Annotated in this window: 17 protein-coding genes; 11 read left to right on the forward strand and 6 right to left on the reverse strand. The window is 68.3% G+C overall.

The features are described 5' to 3' along the window. The first annotated feature begins 26 nt into the window (after nt 1–26). From ASF31_RS02925 to ASF31_RS02945, 5 genes are read left to right on the forward strand one after another with little or no spacing between them, the layout of a single operon-like run. Nucleotides 27–1277, forward strand: coding sequence for an oligosaccharide flippase family protein (locus ASF31_RS02925; RefSeq protein WP_055753225.1), 1251 nt, complete (start codon nt 27–29; stop codon nt 1275–1277). Then, the gene (glf, locus tag ASF31_RS02930; protein ID WP_055753226.1) at nt 1261–2409 is read left to right on the forward strand and encodes a UDP-galactopyranose mutase; all 1149 of its coding nucleotides are present in this window, start codon (nt 1261–1263) and stop codon (nt 2407–2409) included. Before ASF31_RS02925 ends, glf begins: the two co-directional genes overlap by 17 nt. Continuing rightward, on the forward strand, nt 2406–3320 hold the full coding sequence (locus tag ASF31_RS02935) for a glycosyltransferase (RefSeq protein ID WP_055753227.1): 915 nt from the start codon (nt 2406–2408) through the stop codon (nt 3318–3320). The genes glf and ASF31_RS02935 overlap by 4 nt, the downstream gene beginning before the upstream one ends. A 17-nt stretch (nt 3321–3337) precedes the next feature. Then, nucleotides 3338–4543: an O-antigen ligase gene (locus tag ASF31_RS02940; RefSeq protein ID WP_055753228.1), complete on the forward strand. Its 1206-nt coding sequence runs from the start codon at nt 3338–3340 to the stop codon at nt 4541–4543. Continuing rightward, nucleotides 4519–5751, forward strand: a complete 1233-nt coding sequence (locus ASF31_RS02945; RefSeq protein WP_055753229.1) for a glycosyltransferase family 4 protein — start codon at nt 4519–4521, stop codon at nt 5749–5751. The genes ASF31_RS02940 and ASF31_RS02945 overlap by 25 nt, the downstream gene beginning before the upstream one ends. On the opposite strand, the gene ASF31_RS02950 is transcribed toward ASF31_RS02945, so the two are convergent. From ASF31_RS02950 to ASF31_RS02960, 3 genes are all read right to left on the reverse strand, one after another. Beyond that, nucleotides 5697–6752 (reverse strand): glycosyltransferase family 1 protein, encoded by a 1056-nt coding sequence (locus ASF31_RS02950; RefSeq protein WP_055753230.1) that lies wholly within the window; start codon nt 6750–6752, stop codon nt 5697–5699. The two genes, ASF31_RS02945 and ASF31_RS02950, sit on opposite strands and share 55 nt — an antisense overlap. Then, a complete protein-coding gene (locus ASF31_RS02955) occupies nt 6745–7842 on the reverse strand; it encodes a glycosyltransferase family 4 protein (RefSeq protein WP_055753231.1) in 1098 nt (365 codons plus the stop codon). The genes ASF31_RS02950 and ASF31_RS02955 overlap by 8 nt, the downstream gene beginning before the upstream one ends. Before the next feature lie 70 nt (nt 7843–7912). Continuing rightward, the gene (locus tag ASF31_RS02960; RefSeq protein WP_017504078.1) at nt 7913–8374 is read right to left on the reverse strand and encodes a peptidylprolyl isomerase; all 462 of its coding nucleotides are present in this window, start codon (nt 8372–8374) and stop codon (nt 7913–7915) included. A 72-nt stretch (nt 8375–8446) separates the two neighbouring features. Between ASF31_RS02960 and ASF31_RS02965 the strand changes: the two genes are divergently transcribed. Next, nucleotides 8447–9157: an RlmE family RNA methyltransferase gene (locus tag ASF31_RS02965; protein WP_055753232.1), complete on the forward strand. Its 711-nt coding sequence runs from the start codon at nt 8447–8449 to the stop codon at nt 9155–9157. Nucleotides 9158–9161: 4 nt separating this feature from the next. On the opposite strand, the gene ASF31_RS02970 is transcribed toward ASF31_RS02965, so the two are convergent. Next, nucleotides 9162–9707 (reverse strand): DUF2061 domain-containing protein, encoded by a 546-nt coding sequence (locus tag ASF31_RS02970; protein ID WP_055753233.1) that lies wholly within the window; start codon nt 9705–9707, stop codon nt 9162–9164. Nucleotides 9708–9834: 127 nt separating this feature from the next. On the opposite strand from ASF31_RS02970, the gene guaB reads away from it, so the two are divergent. From guaB to guaA, 5 genes are read left to right on the forward strand one after another with little or no spacing between them, the layout of a single operon-like run. Further along, nucleotides 9835–11292, forward strand: a complete 1458-nt coding sequence (gene guaB / locus ASF31_RS02975; protein WP_055753234.1) for an IMP dehydrogenase — start codon at nt 9835–9837, stop codon at nt 11290–11292. A 6-nt stretch (nt 11293–11298) separates the two neighbouring features. Beyond that, nucleotides 11299–11694, forward strand: a complete 396-nt coding sequence (locus ASF31_RS02980; RefSeq protein ID WP_055753235.1) for an MAPEG family protein — start codon at nt 11299–11301, stop codon at nt 11692–11694. A 9-nt stretch (nt 11695–11703) separates the two neighbouring features. After that, nucleotides 11704–13005 carry an RsmB/NOP family class I SAM-dependent RNA methyltransferase gene (locus ASF31_RS02985; RefSeq protein WP_055753236.1) on the forward strand — a complete coding sequence of 434 codons (1302 nt, stop codon included), beginning with the start codon at nt 11704–11706 and terminating at the stop codon, nt 13003–13005. Continuing rightward, nucleotides 13002–13715: a 5'-methylthioadenosine/S-adenosylhomocysteine nucleosidase gene (locus ASF31_RS02990; RefSeq protein WP_055753237.1), complete on the forward strand. Its 714-nt coding sequence runs from the start codon at nt 13002–13004 to the stop codon at nt 13713–13715. The genes ASF31_RS02985 and ASF31_RS02990 overlap by 4 nt, the downstream gene beginning before the upstream one ends. Then, nucleotides 13712–15274 (forward strand): glutamine-hydrolyzing GMP synthase, encoded by a 1563-nt coding sequence (gene guaA / locus ASF31_RS02995; protein WP_055753238.1) that lies wholly within the window; start codon nt 13712–13714, stop codon nt 15272–15274. Before ASF31_RS02990 ends, guaA begins: the two co-directional genes overlap by 4 nt. A 115-nt stretch (nt 15275–15389) precedes the next feature. Here guaA and ASF31_RS03000 read toward each other — a convergent pair whose 3' ends face one another. Both ASF31_RS03000 and ASF31_RS03005 read right to left on the reverse strand, forming a co-directional pair. Beyond that, complete coding sequence (locus ASF31_RS03000; RefSeq protein WP_055753239.1) at nt 15390–16019, reverse strand: isoprenylcysteine carboxylmethyltransferase family protein; 630 nt, start codon at nt 16017–16019, stop codon at nt 15390–15392. A gap of 11 nt (nt 16020–16030) precedes the next feature. Further along, complete coding sequence (locus ASF31_RS03005) at nt 16031–16678, reverse strand: lipopolysaccharide assembly protein LapB (protein ID WP_055753240.1); 648 nt, start codon at nt 16676–16678, stop codon at nt 16031–16033. Between the last annotated feature and the right edge of the window lie 23 nt (nt 16679–16701).

The following is a 16701-nucleotide window of genomic DNA, read 5'->3' on the forward strand; positions in this document are numbered from 1 at the left end:
GACAGTTGGGGGATGGCAGGCACCGATTGCTGTCGGCGCGCGGCGCGGCCGATGCGGGCTGGGTCTATGGCGCGCATGTCGCCCGCTATGTCGCGCCGCTGCTGCTCTATCCGGTTCTGACGCGACGACTGGGGCTGGAAGGGTTCGGGATGTTCGCCTCGGCCATCGCCCTGGCCTTGGTGGTGTCGGTGGTCGTGGATTACGGGCAGTCGCTCTCGGGGCCGCGCGACATCGCCGGATCCGTCGAAGGGCGCGGCGTCCTGGTCGGTCAGGCCCTGGCGATGCGCGGCGTGCTGATCCTGCCCGCCGCTGCGGTCGGCGTAGGTCTGGCGGCCTTGAATCCGGTTCTGGAAGGGGCGAGCGTCGTCGTGGCGATGGCGGTCGTTCTGGGGATCGGGCAGGGGGCCAGCCTGCTGTGGTTCTTTCAGGGCATTCGCGATCCCGGTTTGGCAGCGATGCTGGAGGTTGGCTTCGCCCTGGCCGCGACGGGGGTCGTTCTGGCGATGCCCGGCCTGAGCGTCGGCGGCGTGATGGCCGTCCAGGCGGGCGGCGTCTGGGCCGGCTTGGTCGCGACCGGCATCCTGTTGTTGCGACGGCAGAGGGTTCAGGCGCCGGAGCGGGGCTTTGTGAGGCTCCTGATCCAGGGCGGGCCGCTGTTCGCCAGTCGGGCGGTGATCGTCGCCTATACGGGGGCGGGCGTTCTGGCTGTCGCGGCGCTGGCCGGGCCGGCGCAGGCGGCGCTTTACGGGGCGGCGGACCGGCTGGTCGCGGCGTCCGGGTCGCTGATGCGGCCGCTGGCCGGTCTGATTGCGCCCCGGATCGCCGGACTGCTGGGACAGGATCAGGCAGCGGCGTTTCGCACGGCGCGGTGGACGCTGGCGGCATCGACGGGAGCGTTCGTGCTGCTGGCGGCGGGACTGACGCTGACGGCGCCGCTGCTGATCAGACTGTTGTTCGGGCCGGGGTTGGCGGGCGCCGTCGACGTGTTGCGACTTCTGGCCTGGGTGCTGCCGCTGGTGGCCGTCAGCCAGGTGCTGGGGCTGCATCTGATGAACCCGCTGCGGATGGATGGACGGTTCGCGCTGATCGTGGCGCTGGGGTGTGTCGCAACCCTGGGGCCGGCGGTGGTGCTGGCGCCCGGCCTTGGCGCGGCCGGCATGGCGGGCGCGCGGATCATCGGCGAGGCGGCGGTGGTCGTGGCGTGTCTGATCGGCCTGAGGGCGCACTGGGGCGCGCTGTTCCAGACCGGCAGGGGGCGTGATGTCCCGGCGATATGACTGGCTGATCGTCGGCGCCGGTTTCACCGGGGCGGTGGTCGCCGAACGGCTGGCGCGCGGGCTGGATCAGAGCGTGCTGGTGATCGATCAGCGCGACCATGTCGGCGGCAATGCGCACGACCGGCGCGATGCGGGCGGGCGGCTGATCCATCCTTACGGCCCGCACGTGTTTCACACCAACAGTGCGCGTATCTTCGACTATCTGAGCCAGTTCACGGGATGGAGGCCATACGCCCATCGGGTCAAGGGGCGGGTGGACGGGCGACAGGTGCCGCTGCCGTTCAATCTGGATTCGATCGGAACGCTGTTTCCCGCAGCAACGGCCCAGCGGATGACGCACGCCCTGGTCCAGCGGTTTGGTTTCGGGGCGCGGCCCAGCATCCATGACCTGCGACAGGCGGGCGACGATCCGGATCTGAGGCGGCTGGGCGAATATGTCTTCGACAAGGTGTTCGCCGGATACACCGCCAAACAATGGGGGCTGCCGGTCGAGGCGCTGGATGCCTCGGTCACGGCGCGGGTGCCGATCGCGGTCAGCCGGGACGACCGCTATTTCGTCGACCGCCATCAGGCCATGCCGCGCGACGGCTATGGGGCGCTGTTCCAGCGGATGCTGGATCATCCGAACATCACAGTGTCGCTGAACACGCCGATGGATCAGGTGGGGGCGGAGTCGTGGGACCGGATGGTCTATTGCGGCGCGCTGGACGACTATTTCGGCCGGTCGGTCGGGGCCTTGCCCTATCGCAGCGTGCGGTTCGACCATCAGGTCGTGGATGTCGAGGACGGCCTGTCGGTCGGGACAGTCAACTATCCCAACGACTTCGACTTCACGCGCATCACCGATTTCCGCCACCTGACCGGCGAGCGCGGGCCGACGACGGCGACGGTGACTGAATATCCGATGGCTCATGAGGCGGGCGTGAACGACCCCTATTATCCAATCCTGACGGAGGCGTCGCGAGCGTTGGCCGGGCGATATCGCGAGATGGCGGCGACGCTGTCGGGCAAGGTCTGGTTCGCCGGACGGCTGGCCGATTTTCAGTACTACAACATGGACCAGGCGGTCGGGCGGGCGCTCAGCCTGGTCGAGAAATCGCTGGCGCCGGCCATCGCCCGGATGGCGGCATGAGCTCTTCGGTTTGGGCGGTGGTGGTGACGTGGAACCGGCGGGCTCTGCTGGAGCAATGTCTGGCGCACCTGATCGCCCAGACGCGGCTTTGCGACGGCTTGGTAGTGGTCGACAACGCCAGCGACGACGGCACCGCCGAGATGCTGGCCGACGCCTGGGCGGGTCAGGCGATGGTGGTGCGGATGCCGGTCAACACCGGCGGCGCGGGCGGCTTCAACGCCGGCATCCGCGCGGCGATCGAGGCAGGCGCCGACCGGGTCTGGCTGATGGACGACGACGTGCTGGCGGCGCCGGATGCGCTGGAGGCCTTGCTGGCGGCGGAAGCGGGGCTGGCGGATGAGGGCGTCGTTCCGGCCTTCCTGTGTTCCAGCGTGCGATCGCCTGAGGGGCATCTGACCAATACGCCCGAGATCGACCGACGCGAGAATGTGTTGGGCTATCCGGCCTGGGGCGAGCGCCTGGAGCAGGGGATGGCGCCGGTGCGGCAGGCGACCTTCGTCTCGGTTCTGGTCAGTCGGGCGGCGGTGATGCGGCACGGCCTGCCGCTGGCGCCCATGTTCATATGGGGCGACGACACGGAATATACGCTGCGGCTGTCGCGCGAGGGGCCGGGCTATCTGGTCGCGGCCAGCCGCGTCGAGCATGTGCGCGCGGCGCCGGGACGGCTGACCATCGAGACCGAGCCGGATGCGCGGCGCGAGCGGCTGCATCGCTATCTGACGCGCAACGTCATCCTGGCCAAGCGGCGGCACGAGGGAAGGCGCTCGGCGCTGCGCTATGCCGCGTCGCGGCTGAGGCTGGCGGGTCGGCTGGCGCTGGGCGGACGCTGGCGAAAGGCCGGGGTGTTGGTCGCCGGCGTGGTGGACGGGGCGCGGTTCGATCCCGAGGTCGAGCATTGCAGGCCGTCCTGAGCGCATCGCGGCGCGGAATGCTGCGGTGGTCGCAGGTTCGCGCGGCCTATGAGCGGCTGGCTTTGGGACTGCTGGGCCTGGGCGTGACCTTGCCGCTGTTTCTGACGCCGGGGCAGGTCAGCGGGCCCCGGCTGGGCGATCTGGCGCTGATTGTCGCCTTGCCGCTTGTGGGTGCGACGTGGCGAGGCATGGCGCCGGTTCTGAGAGCGGCAGGCGTGGTCGCGACGGGCTTTCTGGCGCTGACGCTGCTGGTGCAGGTCGCCCAAGGCGGCGACCGGCTGAACGTCGGGGATGCGGCCTTCTGGTTTCGGTGGATCGCCTCAGCGCTGGCGGCGCCGGCGGCGGCGAGCCTGATCCTGAGGGACGAGCGACGGCGGGGGCTTTTCCTTTGGGCCGTGCTGGCGGGCGCGGCGTGTCACCTGGCGACCTACGGACTGGCGATGCTGGTCGGGCTGGAGTCTTTGCAGGCCTTGGGGCTGGCGTCACCGCGCGCGATGGTGACCACCACGGCCGCGCAGGTGCGCCTGACGACCCTGGCCGAGCATCCGAATGCGGCGATGGTGATGATCGGACTGGCGGTTCCGGCAGGCGTGATGCTGGCGGGACGGCGCTGGGCGCGGCGCGGCACCACGTGGGGCGGCGTCGGCGTCACGGTTCTGGGGTTTGTCAGCACCCTGTCGCGGGGCGGCATGATGGCGGCGATACTGGCGGGGCTGGCGAGGATGGTCGTCGATTGGCGTTGGCGCGAGCGGGTTCGGCCGCTGGGCGTGGCGCTGACGGTCTGCGTGCTGGCGGTGGGCGTGGTGGCTTTGCAAGCGGGGCGGTTCGACCTCGACGGCGGCCGGTTTGCGGGACGGTTCGACAGGGCGGCGCTGCAAGACAATCTGGCCGGACGGATGCTGACCTGGCGGCGGACCGTCGATCTGGTCGTGGAGCACCCCATGGGGACGGGGTGGTCGTCGGCAGACGAGATGGGCGCGTTTCGGGCGCTGTCGGTCAGCCACAACGGCTATCTGTTCACGGCGCGGACGGTGGGCATGGTGAGCGCGCTGGTGCTGCTGGGGCTGCATCTGGCGTCGGCGGCGCGGCTGGACGCGCTGACGCCGCTGTCGGTCTATGTGCTGGCGGCGATGTTCGGGGAGGACCTGACGCAGGGGGCTGGGATGGTCTTCCTGTGCTGTCTGGTGGGCGCCCTGGCGTGGCGAAGGCCGCTGGCGCCATGAGGGTGCTGATCGTCAACACCCTGTATCCGCCGGCGCAGGTCGGCGGGGCGGAACGCAGCGTGGCGCAGTTGGCCCAAGGGCTGAGGCGGGCGGGCGTGGAGGCGTCGGTGCTGACGCTGACGCTCGGGCGCGAGACGGTGAACGAGCGGATCGACGGCGTGCCCGTGCAGCGGCTGCCGGTTCAAAATCTGTACTGGCCCTATGACGGCACGCGGCGGTCGGCGGTCCGGCGAGCGGTTTGGCATGGGCTGGAGGCGGCCAATCCGCTGATGGATCAGGCGGTGGATCGGGCGGTCGCGCGGGTGCGGCCGGATCTGATCCATCTGCATTTGACGACGGGGTTTTCGCTGTCGGTCTATCGCGCGGCGGCGCGGCGGGATCTGCCGCTGGTGCAGACGCTGAGGGACTGGTCGATGCTGTGCGCGCGGGCGTCGCTGTTTCGACGCGGGCGGCGATGCGAGCGGCGGTGTGGGTCGTGCATTCTGCTGACAGCGGGGAAGCGGGTGCGGTCGCAAGGGGTGGATCATGTCATCGGCCTGAGCGGGCCTGTGCTGGAGACGCATCGGGCGGCGGGCTATTTTCGGCGGACGCCGGGGTCGGTGATCGGCAATGCGGCAGGTGCGGCGGCGATCGCGCCAAGACCATCGCTGGCCGAGGCGCCGACGATGCGGTTCGGGTATCTGGGGCGGATCGAACCGGAAAAGGGGATCGAGGTTCTGCTGGAGGCGACCAGAAGGCTGACGGGCGACTGGCGGCTGAGGATCGCGGGGCGGGGCGAGGTGGCCTATTTGGCGCGGTTGCAGCGGGCCTATGCCGATCCGCGCATCGACTGGCTGGGGCATGTGGAGGCGGTCGATTTCTGGCCGACGGTCGATGTGCTGGTTGCGCCGTCTGTGTGGGCCGAGCCGTTCGGGCGGGTCGTGGTCGAGGCGGTGCAGCAGGGGCGGGGCGTGATCGCCTCACGCATCGGAGGCTTGCCGGACGCGGCGCAGGGCGGCGGGGCCGTGGCCTTGGTCGAGCCGGGTGATGTGGAGGCGTTGGCGGGGGCGATGCAGGCGGCGGTGGATGAACCGGAACGCTGGCGGTTCGCGCCGGGCGGGGCGCCGCTGTGGACAGAGGCCTCGGTCGCTGAGACGCATATGGCGGTCTATCGTCAGGTGCTGAGCAGAAGGTCTTCCAGGATTTCGGCCGAGCGGGACCAGGCGTAGCGGTCGGCGCGGCGAAAGCCCGCTTCGCGACGGGCGGGGTCTGGGGCGGTCAGCAACTGCGTCATGTGGTCGGCCAGGGCGGCGGCGTCGGTGGGGTCGAAATAGAGGGCGGCGTAGGCGAAGACCTCGTGCGTCGCGGGTATGTCCGAGACGACGGCCGGGCAGCCCTGGGCCAGGGCCTCCAAGGGCGGAATGCCGAAGCCTTCGTAGAGGCTAGGGAACAGGAGGCCGCGCGCCTGGGCCAGCAGGGCGGCGATCTCGGCGTCCGAGCAGCGGCCGGCGAGGACGAGGCGGGGGTCGGGCTGGAGCGATGGAACGGTGAAGATCGTTTCGGGGCGGCCGCCGATCAGGACAAGTCGCACCGACGGATTGGGAATGCGCTCAAGGGCGCGGATCGTGACAGGGATATTCTTGTTCGGCGCCAGATTGCCCAGCACCACGAAATAGGGACGGCGGGTCAAATCCAGACGCGCGACGATGTCGGGATCGGGCGTGACCGCTTTCAGGTGATCGGCGCTGTTAGGGGCGACGACGATGTTCGATGCGGGGAGGTGGAGCGTGGTCGCCAGTTCCTGACGCGAGAATTCGGAGACCGTCGCCAGTCGGGCGCGCCTCGCCAGCAGCCGGCCGAGGTTGCGGTGAAAGGCGGCGTAGGTCGGGCGAAAATGCTCGGGATGTCGGAAGACGGCGGCGTCGTGGATGACGATGACCTGTCGCGGGTGCAGCACCGGCCCTGCGCCGCAGAGCGACAGCAGGCGGCCGCGACGGGCGGTCCAGGCGAGTGTGGTCTGCTCCCAGACGTGGCCGCGTCCACCGGGTATCGTACGGACCGGGATGTTGGTCAGGGTGAGATCGTCGGCGCCGGTCGGCGTCAGCAGGACGTAGCGGTCGGCGGCGCCGGGGCGGCGGTCCAGGGCGCGGACGATCTCGCGGGCGTAGCGCTGCACCCCGCTCATCGGCTGGGTCAGGAAGCGGCCGTTGATGAAGATGGGCTCAGCCACCGATGCGTCGCAGGGCGAAGGCCTCGCGATAGATTTCGACCGTTTGGTCCGCCATGCGCGCGACGGACAGGGCGTGGTGTGCGACAGGCAGGGGGACGACACTGGTGTCGAGGGCCGCCAACATCGCCTGGGCCAGGTGTTCCGGCGAGGCGCCGGAAGGCAGGCGGTCGATGCGGGCGCCGTTCTGTTTAAGGTGGTCGATCCCGCCGACGTCGGTGGTGACGATGGGTAGGCCCAGGGCTGCGGCCTCGATCATGGCGTAGGAGCAGGCTTCATAGCGGCTGGTCATGGCGAACAGGTCGAAGCCGGCCATCAGGGTGCGGGCGTCGCGTGCGCCCAGCAGACGGACGGCCGCGCCGCCCTCGGCCGCTGTGGCTGTCGCCAGATCGCCGTCGCCGATCATCATGCCGATGACGCGCGGGTCGGCCGCATGGGCGAGGTGGACGGCGCGGGCGAAACGGACGGGGTCTTTTTGTGCGCACAGTCGACCGACGAAGCCGATGACGCGGGCGTCGTGCGGCACCTCCATCGTGAGACGCGCCGCCTGACGGTCGGTGGAGGGCATGATTGCCAGGCCGTTGGGGACGACATGGAGTTGCTGTCGGGCCAGGCCCCAACGGCGTGCGACGGCGGCCTCTTCCTCGGAGACGGCGATCACCGCTGCGCCCGTTTGGGCCAGCAGAAACTCCGCGATGCCGGCGACGGTCTTCGACGAGCCGGTCGGGCTCATCATCGGCAGGGCGTGAGGGGTGTAGATCTTGGCGGCGCCGGGCGCGTGGGCCAGGCGGACCAAGGCGCCGGCCTTGGCGCTGTGGCCGTGAACAATCTCGAACGGGCCGAGGCGGGCGATCAGGCGGTTCAGGGCGTGAAGGGCGGCGACGTCCCACGGTCCGACGCTGCGGCGCATCGGCAGACGTCCACTGGCGTGCAGGGGAAGGGCGGCGACCGCGGCCTCGAACCAAGGCTCTGCGCGGCTCGGCGACCAGATCAGGGACACCTGATGGCCGCTTCCGATCAAGGCGCGGGCCAGATCGACCACGTGACGCCCCGAGCCGCCGCCGGACGGCTCGATGACCAGAAGAATGCGCAATGTCGTCCCCCGACGATGGCTCAGCGTTGCAACTGAAAGCCATCATCGAGAAACGTCAAGATTGAGTGCTTTAGTTGACCGTCGCCTTGACGATCTTGCCGGGGCTGCGCGGCGGCTCGCCCTTGGGCAGGGCGTCGACGTGTTCCATGCCCGATTCGACCTGGCCCCAGACTGTGTACTGGCGATCCAGGAAGGTGGCGTCGTCGAAGACGATGAAGAACTGAGAGTTGGCGCTGTTGGGGTCCGAGGTGCGGGCCATCGAGCAGACGCCGCGCACGTGCGGCTCGGCCGAGAACTCGGCCTTCAGGTTCGGCTTCTTGGAGCCCGAGGTGCCGGTGCCGGTCGGATCGCCGCCCTGGGCCATGAAGCCCGGGATCACGCGGTGGAAGACCACGCCGTCGTAGAAGCCTTCCTTGGCCAGTTCGGTGATGCGCTCGACGTGGCCGGGGGCCAGGTCGGGGCGCAGCTTGATGACCACGTCGCGGGCTTCGCCGTCGCCGGTGTCCAGGGTGAAGGTCAGGGTGTCGGCCATGTCGGTCGTCCTCTTTGGGTTGATTTGAGGCGGGACATAGCCCGCAACGCCGGTCGGGGCTATGTGGGAACGATGAGCGAAGACGAAAAGCCCCAGGAACGCCGCCGGATGGTGAAACCGCCCACCGGCGGGACCGCCGCTGGACGCGGCATGGGCACGAAAATGAAGACGGCCGACACCAAGTCGATGTCCAGCCAGCAGTGGATCAAGCGCCAGCTGTCTGACAAATGGTCCGAGAAGGCGCGGGCCGAGGGCTGGCGCTCGCGCGCGGCCTTCAAGCTGATCGAGATCGACGACAAGTTCCGGCTGATCAAGCGCGGGTCAAAGGTCATCGACCTGGGCGCGGCGCCGGGCGGCTGGGTTCAGGTGGCGTTGAACCGGGGTGCGGGTGCGGTAGCGGGGGTGGACTTGCTGATGATCGCGCCGATCCCGGGCGCGACCCTGCTTCAGGCCGATTTCACCCATCCGGGCGTGGACCAGCAGTTGATCGACGCCATCGGCGGGGCGCCGGACCTGGTGCTGTCGGACATGGCGCACAATACGGTCGGGCATCGCCAGACGGACCATTTGAAGATCATCGCCCTGATCGAGATCGCCGCCGACTTCGCCATCCGCACGTTGCGGCCCGGCGGCAACTTTGTCTCCAAGAACTTCCAGGGCGGAGACGCCGGCGGGGTTCTGGCGCGGCTGCGCGAGGAGTTCGAGACGGTGAAATACGTCAAGCCGGCGTCGAGCCGTAAGGACAGCGCCGAGGTGTTTCTGGTCGCGCTGAACAAGCGCTGACGCATCAGGCGGCGGCTGCGCTCGCGCGGGCTCTGCGACCTTCGAGGCGGGACCAGATGCGGTCGTGCAGGGCGAAGAAGAGCGTCTGGACCAAGGGCTCGACCATGCCGATGGTCAGGGCCGTACGGATGTCGTTGGTCAGGGCGTAGGCCACGGCGACCGCCACGGCGAAGTGCATGACGCCATAGGTGACGGTCTTCAGCGCAATCTGTTTGAACGACCGGGGCAGGGCATGGCTGTGGCCGTGATGGGCGTCGTGGGAGCGGCGCTGTTCCTCGGGCGACATGATGTCGAGGCGCGCGGTGAAGGCCTCGGTCGCCTCCTCGATATTGGAGGCCATGCGACGCCGCTCGACCTTGTGCCAGACGCGGTCGTGGACGGTGTAGGCGATGGTCTGAAAGATCGGCTCGACCATGCCGACGGCCAAGGCGATGCGCCAGTCGCGTGTGATGGCGAAGGCGACCAGGATGGCGACGATCAGGTGCATGACGCCATAGCTGGCGATCTTCAGAGCCAGTTTGCGCGCGGTGCTGAGGATGACGCCGACCATGCGGAGAGAATGGTGAGCGGCCCTGCGGGTTGCAAAGTAATAAAATCTATCGGGCCTATAACCGCAATCGGCCTTGCCCCCGACCCCCGCATCCCGTTATACGCGGCCCGCAAAACGGAGACTCCCTATGGAGATACGCGAAGGACTGACCTTCGACGATGTTTTGCTGGAACCCGGCGCATCCGAGTTCATGCCGGCGATGGTCGATGTCTCGACCCAGCTGACGCGCGACATCAAACTGAACATCCCGCTGCTGTCGTCCGCCATGGACACGGTGACGGAAAGCCGTCTGGCCATCGCCATGGCCCAGTCCGGCGGTCTGGGCGTTCTGCACCGCAACATGACCATCGAGGAGCAGGCCGACGAGGTCCGCGCCGTCAAACGCTATGAGAGCGGGATGGTGGTCAATCCGGTGACGGTCGGCCCGCAGACGACGCTGGGCGAAGTGCGCGAGATCGTGGCGCGCAAGAAGATCACCGGCTTCCCCGTCGTGGATCCGGCGACGGGCAAGCTGGTCGGGATGCTGACCCACCGCGACATGCGCTTCGAGAGCGACCTGAACGTCACGGCCGCCTCGCTGATGACCACCGGCGACCTGATCACGGTCCGCGAGGGCGCCAGCCGCGACGAAGCGCGCGAGTTGCTGAAGACCCGCAAGATCGAACGCGTCATCGTGGTGGACGAGGACTATCGGGCCGTCGGCCTGATCACCATGAAGGACATCGAGAAGGCCCAGGCCTTCCCCAACGCCGCCAAGGACGAGCAGGGCCGCCTGCTGGTCGGCGCAGCCTCCACCGTCGGCGACGCCGGATACGAGCGCGCGATGGCGCTGGCCGAAGCGGGTTGCGACGTGGTCGTGATCGACACCGCCCACGGTCACTCCGCCTCGGTCGCCCAGGTGGTCGAGCGGATCAAGCGCGAGAACAACCGTCTGCAGATCATCGCCGGCAATGTCGCCACCTATGATGCGACGCGGGCCCTGATCGACGCAGGCGCGGATGCGGTGAAGGTGGGCATCGGTCCCGGCTCCATCTGCACCACGCGCATTGTCGCCGGCGTGGGCGTGCCGCAGCTGACGGCGGTGATGGACTCCGCGCGCGCGGCCAGGGGCACGGGCGCCTCGGTCATCGCCGATGGCGGCATCAAATATTCGGGCGACCTGGCCAAGGCCATCGCGGCCGGCGCCAACGTGGCCATGATGGGCTCGATGTTCGCCGGCACCGACGAAAGCCCCGGCGAGGTCTTTTTGTACCAGGGCCGCAGCTACAAGTCGTATCGCGGCATGGGCTCGGTGGGGGCGATGGCCCGCGGCTCGGCGGACCGGTATTTCCAGAAGGAAGTCTCGTCCGAGAAGCTGGTGCCCGAGGGCATCGAGGGTCAGACGCCCTACAAGGGGCCGATCAGCCCGGTTCTGCACCAAATGGTCGGCGGGCTTCGCGCCTCCATGGGCTATGTCGGCGCCGGCACCATTCCTGAGTTCCAGGAGCGCGCCCGCTTCGTGCGCATCACCGGCGCGGGTCTGCGTGAAAGTCACGTCCACGACGTGATGATCACGCGTGAAGCGCCCAACTATCGGCAGGGGTAGGCGACCATGACGACCGAACTCACCTATCTGGCCCTGACGCTGATCCTCGCCCTGGTTCAGATCTTCCTGCCCGCCGGGGCGCGGACGGCCGAGTTCGGCTCAAAATGGAATGCGGGTCCGCGCGACGAGACGCCGCAGGCGAAGAAGCCGCTGACCGGCCGTCTCGAACGCGCCCAGGCCAATCTGTACGAAACCCTGCCGCTGTTCATCGGCGCGGTGCTGATCGCCCATGTCATCGGCGCGTCCAGCGCCCTGACGGTGTGGGGCGCGGCGCTCTATTTCTGGGCGCGGGTGGTCTATGTGCCGCTCTACGCCTTCGGCGTTCCCTATATCCGGTCGCTGGTCTGGGTGGTCTCGCTTGCGGGACTGGTCATGGTCCTGGCGTCCCTGTTCTTCGTTTGAAAGCCTGAATTGACCCCAGCCGCTCGCCTCGCCGCCGCCGCCTCCGTCCTGGACTCCATCGCCCAGGGCCGCCAACCGGCCGAGGCCGTGATGAAGGCCTGGGGCACGGCCAACCGCTACGCCGGGTCCAAGGACCGGCGCGCCATCGCCGACCGGGTCTATAAGGTGCTGCGCGCGCGCGGCCGCCTGTCGTGGATCATGGGCGGGCGTGAAGACGGTCGGGCCCTCGTCATCGGTTCGCTGCACGCCATCGACGGCCTGTCCTTGGAAGAGATCGAGGCCCTGCATTCCGGCGACGGCTATGGTCCGCGCCCGCTGTCCAAACAGGAGCGCAGCCGCATCACGGCCGGTCAGGGCGAACTGCCGGGCTGGGTCGCCGCCGGCCTGCCCGAGTTCGTGGTCGAGGATTTCAAGGCCACCTTCGGCGACCGCTGGGCCGAGGAAGCCCACGCCCTGATGGCCCCGCGCGCGCCCATCGACCTGCGCGTCAATGATGCGGCCGCCACGGTCGATGAGGTCGAGGCCGAACTGAAGGCCGCAGGGCTGGACGTGTCGCGCACGCCCTGGTCGGCCGTCGGCCTGCGCGTGCCGTCGGAACCGCCGCCCAACATCCAGGCGCTGGAAGGCTTCAAGGCCGGCCGGTTCGAAATCCAGGACGAAGGCAGCCAGGTCGTCTGCTGGCTGGCGGGCGCCGCACCCGGCATGACGGTGGTGGATTACTGCGCCGGCGGCGGCGGCAAGACGCTGGGTCTGGCCCAGGCGATGAAGGCGCAAGGCAAGCTGGTCGCCTCGGACGTCGTCAACAAGCGGCTGGAGAACATTCGTCCTCGCCTGCAGCGCGCGGGCGTCGAGGCGGAGCTGGTCCTGATCGGTCAGAACGGCGGCGGCCTGGAAGACCTGAACGGGCAGGCCGATCTGGTCTTCGTCGATGCGCCCTGTTCGGGGTCCGGCACCTGGCGTCGTCGTCCCGAGGACGCTTGGCGTCTGACCGCCGAAGAGGTCGAAAAGCTGCACGGCCTTCAGGTGCGTATTTTGAGCCAGGTGACCAAGCTGGTGAAGCCGGGCGGCAGACTGGTCTATGTCACATGTTCGATGCTGGCGCGCGAGAACGAGGCCAGTGTCGACGCCTTCGAGGCCGCCAATCCGGACTTCCGCCCGGTCGCCGTCGCCGATGTCCTGTCGGCGCCGCAACTGAGCCAGGCGGCTCAGGCGAAGTTCGCCGAGCTGGCGTCCGGGGCGCGCCTTCGGCTGTCGCCGGCCTCGGCCGACACCGACGGCTTCTTCGCCGCCGTCTACGAGCGCGCGGCATGAAGCTGGCGCGGCATGGCGGGGTTTCGCTGCTCTACGTCATGGCCGCGCCTGCGGAATACGGCCTGCACCTTCAGGCCCGGATCACGCCGCTGATGACCGGCGTCGGTCCGGTGGAGGCCGCCGTGAGCCTGGGCGCCGCCCTGGCGCGGCTGGAAGCGGCGAACGATCTGCCGGATCTGATCGTATCGGTGGGCTCGTGCGGGTCGCGGGTGTTGGAGCATGCGGCGGTTTATCAGGCCTCGTCCGTCGCCTATCGCGACATGGACGCCAGCCCGCTCGGTTTTCCGAAGGGCGTGACGCCGTTGCTGGACCAGCCCGCCGTCCTGTCTTTGCCTTGCCCGATCCCCGGCGTGCCGACGGCGACCCTGTCGACTGGAGCGAACGTCGTGTCCGGCGCCGCCTATGACGCCATCGACGCCGAGATGGTGGACATGGAGACCTGGGCCCTGGTCCGCGCCGCCCAGATCTTCGGTGTGCCTCTGATCGCCTTACGCGGCGTGTCGGACGGTCGCGCCGAGTTGAAGGCGTTGGAGGACTGGATCTCGACCCTGCATCATGTGGACGAGAACCTGGCGGCAGCCCTGGATCGCCTGACCGCCATGCTGGAGGCGGACGGCCTCGCCGCTCTTGAGTTTCCCGCCCTTGAAATATCGGCCCCGCCCGGCCAAGACCCCGCCCATCTTCCTGCCCCGGATTCGATCACGCCATGACCACGCCGCAAGACCACCAAAAGGTCCTCATCGTCGACTTCGGCAGCCAAGTGACGCAGTTGATCGCGCGCCGCCTGCGCGAGGCCAGCGTCTATTGCGAGATCCATCCGTTCCAGAAGGCCGAAGCGGCCCTTAAGGCCATGAACCCGGCGGCCATCATCCTGTCGGGCGGTCCCGAGAGCGTGCATGAAGAGGGCAGTCCTCGCGCGCCGCAGGGCGTGTTCGAGGCGGGCGTGCCGGTGCTGGGCATCTGCTACGGCGAGATGACGATGTGCGAGCAGCTGGGCGGCAAGGTCGAGGGCGGGCACACGCGCGAGTTCGGCCGCGCCGAGATCACGGTTCAGAAGACCTCGCCCCTGCTGGCAGACCTGGCCCCCGTCGGCGAGAACGAAGAGGTCTGGATGAGCCACGGCGACAAGATCGTCGCCATCCCGCAAGGCTTTGACGTGGTCGCCTCGTCCGAGGGGTCGCCCTATGCGGTGATCGCCGACGAGGCTCGTCGCTTCTACGGTGTTCAGTTCCACCCCGAAGTGATGCACACCCCGCGCGGCCATCAGATGCTGAAGAACTTCACCCACGGCATCGCGGGCTTGAAGGGCGACTGGACCATGGCCGCCTATCGCGACGAGAAGATCGCTCAAATCCGCGAACAGGTCGGCGACGCCAAGGTGATCTGCGGCCTGTCGGGCGGGGTGGACTCCTCGGTCGCCGCCGTCCTGATCCATGAGGCCATCGGGGATCAACTGACCTGCGTCTTCGTCGACACCGGCCTGTTGAGAAAGGACGAGGCGACCCAGGTCACGACCCTGTTCCGGGAACACTACAACATCCCGCTGGTGCATGTTGATGCATCAAAGGAATTCCTCGGCGAACTGGCCGGGATTTCCGACCCCGAGACCAAGCGCAAGACCATCGGCCGGCTGTTCATCGAGGTGTTCGATCGCGAATCCGCCAAGATCGAGGGCGCCGAATTCCTGGCCCAGGGCACCCTGTATCCGGACGTGATCGAGAGCGTCTCCTCGTCCAGCGGCAAGGCCCACGTCATCAAGAGCCACCACAATGTCGGCGGCCTGCCGGACTATATGAAACTCAAACTGGTCGAGCCTCTGCGCGAGCTGTTCAAGGACGAGGTTCGCGCCTTGGGCCGCGAACTGGGGCTCAGCGACACCTTCGTCGGCCGCCATCCGTTCCCCGGACCGGGCCTGGCCATCCGCATCCCCGGCGAGATCACGCCGGATGCCGTCGAGACCCTGCAACAGGCCGACGCCATCTATCTGGATGAAATCCGCAAGGCGGGTCTATACGACAAGATCTGGCAGGCCTTCGCCGTGCTGCTGCCGGTGAAGACCGTCGGCGTCATGGGCGACGCCCGTACCTACGAGAAGGTCCTGGCCCTGCGCGCCGTCACCTCCACCGACGGCATGACCGCCGACTTCTACCAGTTCCCGTGGGACGTCCTCTCCAAAACCGCCACCCGCATCATCAACGAGGTCCGCGGCGTCAACCGCGTCGTCTACGACGTGACGTCCAAGCCGCCGGGGACCATTGAGTGGGAATAAGCATTTTTGGAGACTGCCGCCTGGGCCGCCTACGCGCGGCCGTCCGACTCATCGGATTTTAGTTTCCACTAGCCAACTGCGACATCGCACACCCGATTTTTATTGGACCGGCCGATCAGAACAGGCTGATCGGGAAGCCGATCAGCCCTGATGACTGCAGGTGCTCGATGCCTTCCATGACGGGGATGGCGGCGAGGAAGACCAGGCCGTCGCGCAGGGTGCGGACGAAGAAGGCGGGACGGATGGTCAGTTCGTCGGCGTCGCGCCAGCGGGCGGGATTGGGCAGGAAGCGCGGCGTGCGAGCGCAATAGGCGGCATAGGGCGCGCCGAAATGTTCGGCCAGCCAGGCCTCTTCGCGACCGACCGTGCGCAGGAAGACCAGGAAGGTCGCCACAGCGAAGATCGCGGCGATGGTCACGCTGCCGGTCTGGGCGCCGACGCCGAAGGCGCCGATGAAGCTGAAGACATACAGCGGGTTGCGCGTGATGGAATAAGGGCCGCGATCGACGATCTCGGCCTTCTTGCGTCCGCCGATATAAAGCGAGCACCAGGCGCGGCCGACGATGGCGACGATGATGGCGGCCAGGCCCAGGGCCTCGACGCCCTCATGCCATTCGCCGTCGAGGGCGGCGACCGAGCGAACGCTGGCGGTCAGGACGATGAGGGCCAGTAGAACCAGGCCGGCGAACCATTTGCGACGGCGTTGAACGACGTCGAGAGACAGGGCGGGGGGAACAGGGCTCATGACGGGTCTGTTCAGTGGTGCTGCTGGGCGCGGACGAGCAGGGCGCGGGCCTCGGCCTTGCGACCGCGGTCGGCGACGGCGCGACCGGGACGGGCGGGGGCGTCGATGGCCTTTTGCAAATAGCGGGCGGCGCCGTTCCAGTCGTGTTCACGCACCAGCAGATCGCCCATGAAGAAGTTGGCGTCGACGTCGTTGGGCGCCATGGCCAGACCGCGCTGGAGGTAGTCGCGGGCGCGCTGGCGGTTGCCGAAACCGATCGGAGCGCCCGGCACCTGGGCGTAGAGCGAACCGAGGCTGACATAGACCGACCCGTTCAGCGCGCGCGGGTTGATCCGCTCGGCCTGTTCCAGTTCGGTGCGCGCCTCACGCACGAGGCCCAAGGCGCCGATGCCGCCCTTCAATCCCGCTTCCGAAGCGGTGATGATCGCATCCCAGACCAGAGGTTCAGCGCGGTTGGGGCATTGGGCCACGACGGCGTCGGCCTGGGTGTTCAGCCGCGCCATTTCCGCCATTCGAACGCCTTGCGGAACGTCGAAGTTTACATGGTCCCACGATTGCTGGAGACCGCGCGCGCGGTCGTCGCAGGCGTCGGCATGGGCGATGGAGGCGACCGTCAGGGGGGCGGTCATCAGGGCCAGGGCGAACAGGGCGGTTTTCATGGCGTGTCTCTCCTTTTCTGTGG

The organism is Brevundimonas sp. Leaf280, assembly GCF_001422455.1.
Classification (GTDB): Bacteria; Pseudomonadota; Alphaproteobacteria; order Caulobacterales; family Caulobacteraceae; genus Brevundimonas.

Coding starts and splice junctions, on each gene's coding strand:
- ASF31_RS02990 (WP_055753237.1), top strand. CDS start 13,002: ATGAAGCTGGCGCGGCATGGCGGGGTTTCGCTGCTCTACGTCATGGCC.
- ASF31_RS02960 (WP_017504078.1), bottom strand. CDS start 8,374: ATGGCCGACACCCTGACCTTCACCCTGGACACCGGCGACGGCGAAGCC.
- ASF31_RS03005 (WP_055753240.1), bottom strand. CDS start 16,678: ATGAAAACCGCCCTGTTCGCCCTGGCCCTGATGACCGCCCCCCTGACG.
- guaB (WP_055753234.1), top strand. CDS start 9,835: ATGGAGATACGCGAAGGACTGACCTTCGACGATGTTTTGCTGGAACCC.
- guaA (WP_055753238.1), top strand. CDS start 13,712: ATGACCACGCCGCAAGACCACCAAAAGGTCCTCATCGTCGACTTCGGC.
- ASF31_RS03000 (WP_055753239.1), bottom strand. CDS start 16,019: ATGAGCCCTGTTCCCCCCGCCCTGTCTCTCGACGTCGTTCAACGCCGT.
- ASF31_RS02965 (WP_055753232.1), top strand. CDS start 8,447: ATGAGCGAAGACGAAAAGCCCCAGGAACGCCGCCGGATGGTGAAACCG.
- ASF31_RS02980 (WP_055753235.1), top strand. CDS start 11,299: ATGACGACCGAACTCACCTATCTGGCCCTGACGCTGATCCTCGCCCTG.
- ASF31_RS02935 (WP_055753227.1), top strand. CDS start 2,406: ATGAGCTCTTCGGTTTGGGCGGTGGTGGTGACGTGGAACCGGCGGGCT.
- glf (WP_055753226.1), top strand. CDS start 1,261: ATGTCCCGGCGATATGACTGGCTGATCGTCGGCGCCGGTTTCACCGGG.
- ASF31_RS02970 (WP_055753233.1), bottom strand. CDS start 9,707: ATGGTCGGCGTCATCCTCAGCACCGCGCGCAAACTGGCTCTGAAGATC.
- ASF31_RS02940 (WP_055753228.1), top strand. CDS start 3,338: ATGCTGCGGTGGTCGCAGGTTCGCGCGGCCTATGAGCGGCTGGCTTTG.